14 protein-coding genes and 1 riboswitch are annotated in these 14,011 nt (G+C 33.1%); of the genes, 6 read left to right on the top strand and 8 right to left on the bottom strand.

The window, feature by feature from the left end:
- Positions 1-239 precede the first annotated feature (239 nt).
- The 3 genes from U9R23_04515 (at position 240) to U9R23_04505 (ending at position 1,589) form a co-directional block, all read left to right on the top strand.
- Positions 240-629: a hypothetical protein gene (locus U9R23_04515; GenBank protein ID MEA3475686.1), complete on the top strand. Its 390-nt coding sequence runs from the start codon at positions 240-242 to the stop codon at positions 627-629.
- 64 nt (positions 630-693) lie between these two features.
- Complete coding sequence (locus U9R23_04510; protein MEA3475685.1) at positions 694-1,041, top strand: hypothetical protein; 348 nt, start codon at positions 694-696, stop codon at positions 1,039-1,041.
- Between the two features lie 125 nt (positions 1,042-1,166).
- Positions 1,167-1,589: a hypothetical protein gene (locus tag U9R23_04505; protein MEA3475684.1), complete on the top strand. Its 423-nt coding sequence runs from the start codon at positions 1,167-1,169 to the stop codon at positions 1,587-1,589.
- Positions 1,590-1,774: 185 nt separating this feature from the next.
- Here U9R23_04505 and U9R23_04500 read toward each other — a convergent pair whose 3' ends face one another.
- The 4 genes from U9R23_04500 to U9R23_04485 form a co-directional block, all read right to left on the bottom strand.
- A complete protein-coding gene (locus U9R23_04500; protein MEA3475683.1) occupies positions 1,775-3,067 on the bottom strand; it encodes a folylpolyglutamate synthase/dihydrofolate synthase family protein in 1,293 nt (430 codons plus the stop codon).
- A 153-nt stretch (positions 3,068-3,220) separates the two neighbouring features.
- Positions 3,221-4,552 (bottom strand): T9SS type A sorting domain-containing protein, encoded by a 1,332-nt coding sequence (locus U9R23_04495; protein ID MEA3475682.1) that lies wholly within the window; start codon positions 4,550-4,552, stop codon positions 3,221-3,223.
- 132 nt (positions 4,553-4,684) lie between these two features.
- The gene (locus tag U9R23_04490; protein MEA3475681.1) at positions 4,685-6,895 is read right to left on the bottom strand and encodes a TonB-dependent receptor; all 2,211 of its coding nucleotides are present in this window, start codon (positions 6,893-6,895) and stop codon (positions 4,685-4,687) included.
- Positions 6,885-7,661: an ABC transporter ATP-binding protein gene (locus U9R23_04485; protein ID MEA3475680.1), complete on the bottom strand. Its 777-nt coding sequence runs from the start codon at positions 7,659-7,661 to the stop codon at positions 6,885-6,887. Before U9R23_04485 ends, U9R23_04490 begins: the two co-directional genes overlap by 11 nt.
- Before the next feature lie 68 nt (positions 7,662-7,729).
- Between U9R23_04485 and U9R23_04480 the strand changes: the two genes are divergently transcribed.
- The 3 genes from U9R23_04480 to U9R23_04470 all read left to right on the top strand — a co-directional run bounded on the left by U9R23_04480 (position 7,730) and on the right by U9R23_04470 (position 10,259).
- Positions 7,730-8,143: an Rrf2 family transcriptional regulator gene (locus U9R23_04480; protein ID MEA3475679.1), complete on the top strand. Its 414-nt coding sequence runs from the start codon at positions 7,730-7,732 to the stop codon at positions 8,141-8,143.
- Between the two features lie 147 nt (positions 8,144-8,290).
- On the top strand, positions 8,291-9,466 hold the full coding sequence (locus U9R23_04475) for a cysteine desulfurase family protein (GenBank protein ID MEA3475678.1): 1,176 nt from the start codon (positions 8,291-8,293) through the stop codon (positions 9,464-9,466).
- A gap of 157 nt (positions 9,467-9,623) precedes the next feature.
- On the top strand, positions 9,624-10,259 hold the full coding sequence (locus U9R23_04470) for an iron-sulfur cluster assembly scaffold protein (GenBank protein ID MEA3475677.1): 636 nt from the start codon (positions 9,624-9,626) through the stop codon (positions 10,257-10,259).
- 63 nt (positions 10,260-10,322) lie between these two features.
- On the opposite strand, the gene U9R23_04465 is transcribed toward U9R23_04470, so the two are convergent.
- The 4 genes from U9R23_04465 to U9R23_04450 all read right to left on the bottom strand — a co-directional run bounded on the left by U9R23_04465 (position 10,323) and on the right by U9R23_04450 (position 13,566).
- A complete protein-coding gene (locus U9R23_04465; protein ID MEA3475676.1) occupies positions 10,323-11,273 on the bottom strand; it encodes an iron chelate uptake ABC transporter family permease subunit in 951 nt (316 codons plus the stop codon).
- Positions 11,263-12,102, bottom strand: a complete 840-nt coding sequence (locus tag U9R23_04460; protein MEA3475675.1) for a helical backbone metal receptor — start codon at positions 12,100-12,102, stop codon at positions 11,263-11,265. The genes U9R23_04465 and U9R23_04460 overlap by 11 nt, the downstream gene beginning before the upstream one ends.
- Before the next feature lie 299 nt (positions 12,103-12,401).
- Positions 12,402-12,664, bottom strand: a riboswitch (cobalamin riboswitch).
- A gap of 98 nt (positions 12,665-12,762) precedes the next feature.
- The gene (locus tag U9R23_04455) at positions 12,763-13,203 is read right to left on the bottom strand and encodes a nuclear transport factor 2 family protein (protein ID MEA3475674.1); all 441 of its coding nucleotides are present in this window, start codon (positions 13,201-13,203) and stop codon (positions 12,763-12,765) included.
- A 48-nt stretch (positions 13,204-13,251) separates the two neighbouring features.
- Entirely contained in the window at positions 13,252-13,566 is a 315-nt protein-coding gene (locus U9R23_04450; protein ID MEA3475673.1) for a hypothetical protein, read from the bottom strand.
- Positions 13,567-14,011: the final 445 nt, after the last annotated feature.

The following is a 14,011-nucleotide window of genomic DNA, read 5'->3' as shown; positions in this document are numbered from 1 at the left end:
TTATTTAAATTTGAAACAATAAAGCCTTTATATAATCCTTTTGCTGATTTAAGATATTATGATATTTCAGAATTTATTGTTTATTGTTTTGGACCTGTTGTGTTAATTGCTTATTGTTATTTTCTTTTCTTATGTTTCAAAAAAGAAAAACGAGACGAAGAAAAATAAAACTTAGTGAACCTACAAGAGAAATACCGGGCAATTAAACTTCTTGAAGTTTCAAGACGGTTAAAGGAAAAATGAAAGAAATAGACTTATTTATAAAAAGGATTGAAGAGCAAGAAGACTTATTATTTGGGACAAGTCTTTTCTATCAAGGTATACTTCAAATGTATTCAGCTGATGAGTATATTATGAAAATGAATAGAGAAAGCTATGAAAGTATCTTGAAAAGAGGTAATAAAGCTATTGAAAGAGCCAAGCACCTATTAGATAAAGTCCAAAAGAATCAAAGTAAATTATATCTCCTTCAGGAATTTGAGTTCCCTCCTGCGATAGAGGAAATATCTATAAGGTCAAAAATACTTATTGAAGCGTATGATGAGCTATTTCCCAGTAGACCAAGAGAAAAGCCACTCACAGAAAAAGAAAACTTGCAACTCATAGAGATAGCTTCAAATAGATTGTGAAGAAATGTGTTTTTTAGTGAATATATGAGGTCTAATTTTTTTGAAAAATATAACATAAAACTTAATGAACCTACAAGAAAAATACCGGGCAATAAAACTGCTTGAAGTTTCAAGACGATTATATGATATGGATTTTAAGCCACAATTTCGTAAAACAGCAAGAGAACTTGGAACTACGCACCCAAATTTCATATTTATATGGAAGAATAGGCAAAACATTATTGATATAGCAAAATGCAAATTAAAACATTCAGAACTACAAGAAATAGATAGTGAAGCAAAAATGCGATTAAATTTAGAATTTATCCAACTTTACAAACAAAATGATATTTCTATACTATCAAATAGGCAGACAATAAAACGAATTAAAGATACGACAGACTTATATCTAAAGTTAACAAAATTTAAATGAGCTGTGAAGAAATAACATTTATTGATATACTGCATGATTCAGTATAATATATTTTAGGCATCTCTTAATATAAATTAAGGAGTACGCAAATTGAGAATATGTTTGATATTATTATAAGTGTCATAATGGCTATATTTACTGGTGTTGTAGCATTCTTTGCTGTCAGACAAAACAAATTGAATAAAACAATGCTAAAATTAGAAGCTTATCCAAAGCGATTGCAGATTTATGATGCAATGCAAAAATTCGTAGGTGAAATAATGGTTTTCGGGTCTTCAAATTATAAGAAAGCACTTGAACTTTTAAGAGAAACAAGACACGCCAAATTTCTTTTTGATAAAGACGATAATATTGAGGGTTATATAGAGTTGTTTTATAAAAATGCCATTGACATGGTATACCAGCTCAAAGCAATTAATGGAGAGCTTGGGAAGATTGAAGAAAAAAAACGAAAAGAAATTATAGATAAGAATGCGGAATTACTTAAATGGTTTCAGAATCAACTTAATGTAATTGATCAAAAATTCAAAAAATATTTACAATTATAATGATAAAATTATTCGGTGCCTAACAATTGTTGCACTTGACCCAAACGCAGGTCGACTTTATGCTAACGGTTATTGTGCCAGTTGGAGTTAATTTTACCCCAATATATCGGAGAGGACATATAGCCAAGTTGCGTTTCTGCCTGTCCGCCGTAAAACTTTGGAAGCCGGGCAGGTGAACTCTCGCGTTAGCCATCTTTAATATCACTCCCCAATTTCAACACTTCCCCAATCGTATAAAGCGACCCAGTCACACAAATCAAATCATCTTTATCAGCAAATTCTTTTGCTTTTGCAAGAGCTAAATTTATATCATTTTCTAAAATATAATCTTTTTTGTATTTTTCTACTTCCTTTGATAATATTTTGATTTCCGCTGCACGATGTGAGTGCGATTTGCATATCACAAATAAATCAACAATACTTGACAGCTGTTTTATCATGCTCTTAAAGTCTTTATCATATAAAACTCCAATAACAGCAATTAATTTTTTGTATTTATAAATATGTTTTAGATTATAAACAAGAGATTTTATCCCATCTGGATTATGAGCACCATCAATAATTATTTTCGGACTATCACAAATTTTTTGTAGACGACCTTTCCATATAATTGAATTCAAGCCAGTCTTTACTTTTTCCTCATTAAGCTTTATTCCATCATTTTGAAAAAGTGAAGCGACAATTAAAATGGCAAGTGCACTATTATCTATCTGGTGTCTTCCGACAAGGTTGCATTTAATGTTTTTATAATTAATATTACATTTTGGGATATTTAAGTCATAAACTCCATAATCTTCATTAAGCTTTATATTTGAAATTTTTACTTCTTTTTGGAAATTTATAATTGGACAATCTTTTTTTCTGGCTTCTTGGATAATTGTATTTCTTGCAGCTGGTCTCATTTTACCAAGAACAACAGGAACATTGGTTTTGAGAATTCCTGCTTTTTCCTTTGCAATTTTTGGGAGAGTATTTCCAAGAGTTTTGGTATGTTCGTAATCAATGTTAGTTATCACAGTTATTACAGAATTTACCAATACTGATGCATCCAATCTTCCACCCAAGCCAACCTCCATAATCGCATAATCAACTTTCTCCTGCAAGAATAACTGAAATGCAATGCTGGTAGATATTTCAAAATAGGTTGTGTCGTATTTATTATGCAGATTACGATATTGTTCGTATAAGTTTTTTATTTTTGTATGTTGGACTTCTTTTTTATTTATACGAAATCGTTCTTGATAATTAACTAAATGTGGAGAAGTATTCAATCCGACTTTCAAATTATGAGCATACAGAATAGATTCCACAGCCGCAGCAGTTGAGCCCTTGCCATTTGTTCCTGCGATATGTATCGCCCGAAGCTTCTTTTCAGGATTGCCAACTGCATCAAGAAATTCTTTTATATGACAAAGCTCAAGCTTTCTATCAATTGCAGTCTTTGCAAAAATCTCATCTAAGAATTCTTGATATTCCATCTTTATCTCGTGTTTCGTCCATCCCCGCGGACGCGGGGATTGCGCTGCTAGAAACGGCAAGCGGTTAACGGGGAACGGCACGGTTGACGTAAAAACGATTCGTGCCGCGCAACCCTAACCGTCTTTGAATTAAATGCACTACAAACTATCATACTATTTTAGTAAAATCATTTTTTTCATTTTTGATTTCTTACCGTCAATTTCGGCTTGATACAAATAGATACCGGGCGAAACTTTCTGTCCATTTGCATCTTTCCTATTCCACACAACCTTATTAATTTTTAATTTATAATTTATAATTTTTAATTTTCTGATAAGTTGCCCTTTTATATTATAAATTTTTATCTGTGAAAATCTGTCCACCCTCCGTCCCGATTTAATCGGGACTGCGGAGGACGGGTGAAAATCCGTGGCTAAACTAAAAGAGATTGTGGTTGAAGTGCTGAATGGATTTGGATAATTTGAGAGAGAAAATATATCTCTTTCTGGAAAATCATCATCAATTGCTACATCAAAATTATAAAATCCAGCATCTTGCGGAATTACGCCAACAGTGATGGTATTCAACAAAACCTCATCAGCAGAATAAATAGATACTACTCCATTATTAACCCAATCTAATGCATCACCAAGATAGATATTCCCGTCAGGAGCAGATCTAACAAAGCAACCGCCTGAGGCAAAAAGATTAGTACTCGGATGAATTATATTCAGAGTTTGGCTGTCATAAGCCATATATCCTTGCCCCATTCCATCTGCAAGATAAACCGTCCCATTATTATGAATTCCAATTTTTGTCGGAGAGCCACCTATTTCAAGCACATCATAATCTGTGTAATCGTATATGTTTATTATGTAAACTTCCCCTGATATATCAGCATAATTGCCTGTGCAGACCACATGCAATTTATCATTAGCATCCACCTCACAAAATTGTGGATTGTTTCCAACTTGAATTGTCTCTATCACTGAGTCAGTATCAATATCAATTACAGAAATTGTGCCATTCGGTGAGCCGTAGCAGGTATTACAAACATACAATTTGTCTTCATAGAAATATAATCCTTCAGGTCCAGAACCAACATCAATTGAGCCAGTAACTATATAGTTGTCGGGATTGAAAATGTAAACTTTATTCGTAAAAAGTCCAGTTACATATCCTTTGCTACCATCCGCCAGCTGGCGGATGGTCATCCAGTAGGGGTTTGAACCGTTTGGACAGTTTATAAATCCAATCGTGTTTTCATTAATCAGGTCAATAACCTGAATATTATGCTCACCAGAATTTATCACAAACCCTTTATCTTCACAAATAAATATCTGGTTTGCATATTCACCAAGTGTTAGGATGTTATTAAATACTATTCCCGTCTCTGTGTCATATTTTGATAGAGTTTCACTATCTCCGTTCACAATATACACTATTCCTGCAAATAATGTCTGTGCGAACAGAAGCATTAATGCAAGTGCTGTTATTTTTTTCATCTTTTTTCCTTTCTTAATTTTTTATTTTATTGGATTCCCGCTTTCGCGGGAATGACACCCGTTTTGGTGGAGTAAGCCATAGCCAGAAATGAAATTAGAATAACAAGCATAGAGGAGCATAACTCATAATTTTCATTTATATTTAATTTGCAATTTGGCTTCATAGTTCCTGCCAGAAGCAGGAATATGACGATACAATTCGTATTCCTCGTCTAATAAATTTTTTAACCAAAAAGTTAAATCCAGAATAAAATGATTATTTATTCTTTGAGAAAAGTTACAACTCAAATCAAATGTTTGGTAGCCTTTGAGTTTCACTGTGTTACTGAAATTATCATATTGCTCTCCAATATGGTTTGTGTCGAAAGAAAGTCCAAATTTTGAGATTTTTATGTTCAGACAGTTATGGACCTTATACAATGAACGATATAGTAGGTAGTTATTGTAATGGTCAGAGTCCCTGGTTTTATTGATTGGATAAAATCTTGTGGCTGTGGATGAGAGTGACAGCCAATCACATATTGGCAGATTGATTTTTCCTGAAATTCCAGAGATTTGCGTATCAGCTAAATTGTCTGGCTTCCAGATTCCCATTGCACTTCTATACCAATATATCAAACCTTCAATTCTATTAATGAAGCCAGAAAGTGTAAATTCCATAAAATCAGGATTCCATTTGATTTCTCCATTCAATCCTTTAGATTTTTCTGGCTGCAAGTCAGGGTTTCCCTTAACCCGCGAATCACCTTTCCAGAAAAGTGATGTGAATTCTGGCATACGATAGGAGTTGCCAAAATTTACTGCAAAAGATAAATTTGTAACGAATTTCGGAGTGATTTCTAATCCTAATTTTGTGGAATACCTTGTTTTGTCATCAATAATATTATCCAGTCTCATATTGGGGATAAAGTCTATTTCAAAAATTCTATTTCTTGTTGATAATTTACTTGAGTTAGACAAGTAAATGAACTTGCGATACTTTTTGGGGATAGATTGTTCTAAGCTGGTTTCAAGCAAATTATCAAATTTATAACTCTCAACCCTACAACCAATTTTGAAATGATTATTGAATGATTTTTTAAACAATTCCCATCCAATTTCTGTTTCAAAAAGATTAGTTTGATTTTTGGAGTGATACTGATGAAAAATATCCGCTTCTAAATTTTTAAAATGACTTTTCTGTATCTGATAAAAATTTCTAAAATTTAGTTTGCTATTTTTAAAATCAAAATTTAGCTCATTTTTAAAATTGTATAGTTTTGCAAAGGCTGTTGCATTACCATACCACATATAATCTGTTGTTTGACCGGGTATGCCTTTATCTGCATTTTGAAGAAGAAAGGAGAATGTGCCTGTGATTTTAGTGCTTAATTTTGTTTGAGTTTTTATTACTAATGAACGGTTAAAAAAATCATTATTACTGCGTCCGATTTTTTTGTGTTCAGTTATATTATAGTATTTAAAATCATTTTTTGATTTTTCTGTGGATATATTTACAAGTAGAGAGGTATTTTCTAAATTAAATTTCCCGAGATAATTTCCTTTATAGCTTTCCCAACTTCCAACTCCAAAAATGAATGAATTTCCTGAGCCCGTTTTTTCAGGATGTTTTAATATGAAATTTACAATTCCTCCAAGAGATGAATCCCCAGATATAGCAGAGGCATTGCCTGAAACAATTTCTATCTTATTAACCATTTCTAATGGTATCTGTCCAATATTAAATGCACTTCCTCCAACATTTACTTTAACACCATCAATCATAACTCCTATCTGTCTTGCATTGCAGCCATTTAGAGAAATTGTTTTTTCACCACCCAAATTCTTATGGATAACCACACCAGCAGCAGATTCTAATGCATCAAATAGATTTGCAGAATTTTGCTCATTCAAATCTACAATCTCTACATTATTAGTAAGATAAGTTAGAGAGCCCATCCTTTCGCCTTTTACACTGATTCCTGAAATTTCTATCGGTTCTATTTTTAGTTTCATGACAATTCCCTTGGTCATCTCAGGTGTAATTTTTATTGTTTCTGTTTTATATCCTATGGAAGAGATTCTCAACTTTCCTTTTTCTCCTTTATTTTCCAAAACGAAATATCCATTTTGGTTGGATAGAGTTATCTGATTATGCAGCAAGAATTCCACTTTTGCGAATGGTATTGCTGTGTTATCTCTCTGGCTGATGACCCTTCCTCTAATCTCTGCTGAGCAGATACTTGGTGCAATTAGTATTAAAATAAAAACCAATGCTGACCATACTTTTAAGTGATTAGCGACTTGAAACTTGAAACTTGAAACTTGAAACTTGAAAGATATAAATTGACGGCTATTTTTCATAATCATACACAATATTTGGTTTCTCTGTAAAAGGGTTATTCACCACTCTTACAGGCACCTGATAGATTTTTGATAATTGCTTTTCATTTATAACTTCTTTTACTTTACCGAAGTCAGCGATTTCTCCATCTGCCAGAATCAAAATCTTATCACAAAATTCCGCAGCAAGATTTATATTATGAGAAACTGAAATGATTGTCTTTTTCTGTTCTAAATTAAGTTTTTTTAGTATGGAAAAAATTCTAATCTGATGATGAATATCCAGATGTGCAGCAGGCTCATCAAGAAGAAGAATATCTGTATCCTGGTTCAATGCTCTTGCAATCATAACAAGCTGGAATTCTCCTCCACTTAATTCAGATAGGCGTCTATTTGCTAAATGAGATAGTTCTAATTCCTTAAGCGTATTTTTTGTTGCTTTTTCATCAGATTTCCTGAAATTTTGCCAGAACCTAAGATATGGAAATCTCCCCATTAAAACAATATCTTTCACATAAAAATCAAATTCATAGTAAGATTGCTGTGTAACAACTGATACTTGTTTTGCCAATTCAATTTTCTCATAACTTTCTACTGGTTTGTCCCCAAGGAAAATTTTGCCTTCTTTACTTTTCAAAAATCCACTTAAACATTTTAGTAAAGTAGATTTTCCAGCTCCATTTGGTCCGATTATTCCAATAAAGTCATGTTTTTTAATTTCTAATGAGATATTTTTAAGAACTATATCTCTATCATATTGGAATGAAAGATTTTTAATTTTTATCATATTTTCCTTGACAAACTCCTACTATTTTAGTATGTTTTAGTTAAAAAATTTACAGGAATAAAGAAATCATGAAAATTTCTATAAATGCTGATTATATTTTGAGAGCGATGTATGAATTGGCTGTCAGTAAAGAGGGGCATCCAATTTCTATATCCAAAATCGCTTTGAATCAGCATATTCCAAGAAAATACCTTGAGAAACTTTTTTCCAGTCTGAAAAAATCTGGTATAGTAAAATCTACTTTGGGCAAGAATGGAGGATATGTTCTTACTGATAAGCCAGAGAATATAACAATGAAACAGCTTCTGAAAGCTGCAGAAGGACATATTTCTATTCATAACTGTAAAGATAGAAGGATTGATATGTCCTGCGAATTTTTTGATAGATGCATATTTAAAGATTTCTGGAATAAGTTTAATACACATATTAATGATTTCCTTGATTCATATACACTTGCAAGCTTCTTGAAAAAGGATTATTAACCACGAACAACACTAACTTGCACGAACACAAAATTATAATATAATACAGTTAGTGATAGTTCGTGTTAGCCCCGTTAGATACTTCATATTTAATAGGGTGCTATCTAACGGGGTTAGTTCTTGGAAAATAATTTCTCGGAGTGAAAGATGAAAAATGATGAAGTCTATTTAGACTGCTGTAAAACTTCCAGACTTGCACCTGAAGTTTTAGATGCAATGATGCCATATTTAACAGATAAGTTTTGGTATCCGGGACCTTTTACAAGTATTGGAACTGAGATTGCTGAAGCAATTGAGAACTCGCAGAAGACAATCGCAAATTCTCTTAATGCTGAGCCAAAAGAAAGTATTTTTACTTCTGGCGGGACTGATGCAAATAATATTGCAATCAAAGGAATAATGTATGCAAACAAAGATAAAGGGAAACACTTCATTACTTCAGTGGTTTCACATCCAGCAATTTTGGCAGTCTTCAGTGCATTGGAGAAGGAAGGATATAAAGGCACATATATTTCTGCAAATCGGGATGGCTATCTGAATTTGGAGGAATTAAAAGAAGCAATTAGAGACGACACAACTCTGGTTGCATTTACACATGTTAATCATATTTTGGGCACCATACAACAAGTTGAAGAAATCAGTAAAATTCTGCAAAACGCGAATCATAAAATCTATCTTTTTTTAGATTCCTGCGAGGCATATACGAAAATTCCAATTGATGTTAAAAAGCTTGGAATAGATGCACTTTCCATTTCTGGGCATAAATTCAATGGACCCAAAGGAGTTGGGGTTTTATATCTAAAAAAGGGGACTAAGATTGTTCCAATTCAATATGGTATTACTCGTCTGCACCGTCTTAAACCAGGTTCGGTAAATGTGCCCGCCATAGTTGGAATGGGGAAAGCTGTTGAACTTGCATTTGAAAGTTTTGATGTGCAGATTGCAAAGTATCGTAAATTACAAAAACTGCTTTATGAGGAGATTTTCAAAAGGATTCCAGATGTGCAATTAAATGGACCTAATTTGGGAGAAAGAAGCCCAGCACATCTCAATATTTCGTTTGCCTATGTTGAAGGTGAAGCGATAATGATGATGTTGGATTTTGAACAAATCTATGTTGAAACAGGTGCAGCGTGTTCTTCACAAAATCTTCAGCCAAACTATATTTTGACACAAACAGGCAGGACACCAGAAGAAGCAAATGGTTCAATCCGCTTAACAATGGATAGATTCGTTACAGAGGAAGGGATTATGCGAGCAGTTGATGCTTTAGAAAAAGTAATAAAAGAATTACGAAGACGAAGCCCTTTAGGAAAAAGTTAAAAGGCAAAAGGGAGAAGGCAAAATGAAAAAGTTAAAATTATATCTTTGCGGTTCCCCCGTTAGATGTTCTTGTGCTATTAAATGTTTTGTATCTAAATGGTATACTATCTAACGGGGTGAATCTGCGACTCCGCGGTGAACAAGATTGGAGAATAGAATGGCAATAAAATATTCAGAAAAGGTAATAGAGCATTTCCAGAATCCACACAATGTTGGAAAAATTGAAAATCCAGATGCAATGGCAACTGAAGGAAGCCCGGCATGTGGTGACCAACTTTCTGTTTACCTTAAAGTTGACCCAAAATCTTACAAAATTGAAGACATCAAATTCCAGTCCTATGGCTGTGCATCCAATATTGCAACTGCTTCAATTATTACAGATTTAGCAATGGGTAAAACACTGGAAGACGCAAAGAAGATTACCTGGAAGCAAGCCGCAGATGCCTTGGGGGGTTTACCACCAATAAAAATGCACTGCTCTGTACTTGCTGTAGATGCACTCCGCTCTGCAATTAAGGACTATGAAAGAAAGAAATTAGGAAAAAGATTTGATGAGGGATTAAACAAGAAAAATATTGAGAGGGAGTTGAACAAAGTCATCTACGGAAAAATCGGTGTGGACATTATTTCTTTAAGATTAGTAAAATATATCGGAGTGGATGAGAAGAACAATATATTGATTGAGATTACACTTAAGAAAGATGACCCATTTTTGCAGGATGTAAAACATGAAATAAATGAGCGGTTAGAAAAATTTCCTGATATTGGTAAAATAAAAATCAGTCTGGTCTAATTTTCATCTTTCACTCTATTTTTCTATAAAAGAACAAATATCTAATATTCTACAATTAAGAAATTAAGGTTTCTGCTTCAAAAGATATACAAAAAAAGGAGCCCCGAATAATGCAGTTATTACTCCAACAGGAAGCTCTATCACCAAAATTGAACGGGCAATAGTATCACAAAAGACCAGAAAGCCAGCACCCAAAATTCCTGAAAGAGGCAATAAATATCGGTTGTCAGGACCTACTAAAATTCTACAGATATGCGGAATGATAAGGCCAACAAAACCTATTATTCCAGTAAAAGCAACAACCATCCCAACTAAAAGTGAGGTTATAATAAATAGAAATTTTCTCGTTTTGTATACATTTACACCTAAACTGTCAGCCGTATAATCACCCAGAGATAAAATATTTATACGGTTAGAAAAAATATTTAAGAGAGTTACACCAATAATAGAAATACCCACCATTATCCATAAAATGCTTATAGATGATTTTGAGAATATATATCCTAAATTTCCCATCAGAATTGAAAATATCTGGCCTAATTCTCTTTGAAAGATGCTCATCAAAAGTGCAATTATAGCAGAAAAGAAAAGACTAATGATAATTCCAGAGAGGATAAGTTGTGTGCGGTGAATTATTTTACCCTTTTTCCCGATTTTCCAGACTAATATGATTGTCAACAAAGCACCTCCAAATCCAAAGATTGGCATCAAAAAAATCTTATTCAACACTATTGCAATTATACTTCCCAATGCTGCACCCGAGGATATTCCCAGAAGATATGGCTCTGCAAGTGGATTATTCAGCATACCTTGAAGAACACCTCCGCTCGTTGCTAAAACCAATCCAGTAATAAGTCCTAAAACTATTCGTGGAATCCGAATTCTAAAGAGTATGTCTCTGCCAGTTTCTGATAATGAAAAAATATTAACTGAGGCACTACCATTAAGCAAAGCAAATAGTACTATTGCAGATAATATCAAAACAGAAACTATAATTATAATTCTATTTCTCATTAAAGTCCTGGAATACTTTTGATAAAATTTTTATTCCCTCTATACTTCTTGGTCCTGCACGAACAATTAGATCCACCTCAATATCTTCAGTTGTATAAATACGATTATTTTTAATAGCACTAACATTTTCCCATCCCAGCCTTTTTTTTATTTCTGACCTGGATATTCCTTGATAGGTTACTATAATAATATCTGGATTTTTTTCTACAATGCTTTCTGCTGATACATGGCAATAATCTCTTGGCAAAGTTGGGAAGATATTTTCACCACCACTTTTTTCTATTAAATCTCCGATAAAGGAGTTTGAAGAAGCAGTCATAAGTGGTTTATTGTAGATTTCAACATAAACCTTTGGCTTTGTTGCAGGGATATGAATTGCGTTTAATTCTTTTTTGTAATTTCGGATAATTTCAGAAGCAGATTTCTCTTTGCCAAGCAGTATGCCTATTTCTTCAAATGTTTTAAGTAAATCATTTATACTTTTCGGATAGAATTGATAGACAGGCAAGTTGAGCTTATTTAACCGACTTTTTATTACCTCTTGTTCCAATCCAGAAATGAATATCATATCTGGGTGTAAAGCTATAATTTTTTCAATATTTGGACTGCTGAAACTTCCGACTTTTTCTTTATATTTTAGTATTTCAGGATAATTGCATTCGTTTGTAACTGCAATAATATTTTTTTCACCACCAAGAGCACATACGATTTCTGCAATTTCAGGAGAGAGAATAATAAGACCTGGTTTTAGTGTTGTTATTTCTGTTTCTGTTTTTGAACAACAAACAATGATTATTGCTATAAGTAATAGAAACATAATCTTTTTCATATGTAAATCCCTTTTTTGCCACGAACTACACGAACTAACACGAACAATATTTTATTCATAAAATTAAATCTATTTAAAATTACTAATTACAATTAAATTGCAATGATCTTAACACCATTTTTAATGGTGTTTTTAGTCCCATTAGTCATTACAATAAGTATTTGAAATATAATTTTTTTCATTTTAATTTTTGATTTATAATTTTCTATTTTTAATTTTGAAACAAAAAGACCCAATCTCGGTTGAAATTGGGTCTATAAAAAATTTATTTTGACCTCAATCCTTTCCACCGAAAGACTTTCGGAAAACAATTACAAGGCAGGTTTCCTGGCTCACCCCGTTAGATGTTTACTATCTAACGGGGCTCACAGCTTAGTAAGAAAAAGCCTTCCCATTCCCGATATATCCCCCGAAGGAGAACATGTCGGAATCAGTGACTTTTTCCAAGAATATGCTGTTTACAGTGGCGGGGACCGCTCCAGATTTTAACTGGATTCCCTTTTTAGTCTACAATTAAATTATGCAGACTCACTAATTTAACACCTTGTAAATTCACTCTATTTTTTTATTAAAAAAATCTAATTGGTTTAAGTTTGTCAAGTGAAATATTTATAAACTCGAGTCGAGTTCCACAAACCCGACTCGGGTTTATACCACAATCTACTTATTCATCGGATTTAAGTTTGCATGAGCAATCCATTTCCAATCGTTACCAATTTTTTTAAATACAGAAAGTCTCTCTGCAGGTGCAGTTGGCAATACTTTTCCTTCTATCGTTTCAAGTGCGGATACAGTATAAGTAATAATTACTATATTCCCGTTTTGAGTTGTTTTGAAATTGTCAAGCGTATATTCACCAAGATTGAGATTCATAAGAAGTTTGATCTCTTCCTCTCCACCTCTTGCTCCATCTTCATGAACAGATTGAAAGCCATCAGCAATCCAGTTTTCAAGAACATCCCTATTATTCCTTTTGAAATCAGACCATAATTGACGAACAAGTTTTTCACCATCTACGGATGCTACTTCATTTGTTTGAGTACAACCAATAATAAAGAGAATTAATAGAATAACACCTAATCTTATCATTGTTTTTTTCATTGTTTCTCCTATTTCATCTTTTATCAATATTGTAGATAACTTTTAATTTTATATAACTTTTTCAACTGGCAACAACACAATCTTACCTATTTCATCATCAATAAAATTTATATCAGACTTCTTTAATTCCTGTAACATAAAATCTATCTGTTCCTCGTCTGCGATTGCCAGTATGATATTTGCATATCCCTTTTCAGCTCCAACAGTTTTGCGAAATCCGGCAAACAATGGCATACTAAAAGCCATCTTATGGCTTAGAGATTCTCCACTTAGAACAATTGTATCTTCAACCCCGGCTTCTGCTAATGCCATCATAACATCGTCTAAATATTTCTCTTTATATAATTGTAAAATCATATACATACTTATCTCCTGATTTTTGCCACAAAGACTCCATCCCCGCGTTCGCGGGGACACAAAGATTTTATAATTAATTTTTCAGAAAAGCTTTAAAAAGAAAAGCATCTTAAAAATCATTAACTATTATTTTTAAAAACGAGTTTATATCATAATCATATTTCTTAAAAAATTATAATTTTTTCTCTGTGTTCTCTGCCTGCCCTTTGTAGTCTTGACGAAGTAGGGTGTCTCTGCCTGCCTTACCGAAGTTTTAATGCCCGTTCTCCGTAGTCCCGATAAATCGGGACGAAGGGTGAAAAGGTAGGCGGTGAGAATTTCATCCTTTTGCCTCGCCAGACTTAAACAGTGCATATTTAAGAAAAATTGGACCGATAAGCATAACTATAAAAGTAGTTGCAGTAATTGTGCTCATGATTTGAGCTCCATACTCAACTAATCCAATTTTTTC

Source organism: Candidatus Cloacimonadota bacterium, assembly GCA_034722995.1.
Classification (GTDB): domain Bacteria; phylum Cloacimonadota; class Cloacimonadia; order JGIOTU-2; family JGIOTU-2; genus JAGMCF01.
Note: the sequence above shows the minus strand (reverse complement) of the source record. Positions and strands in the feature narration are given on the sequence as shown.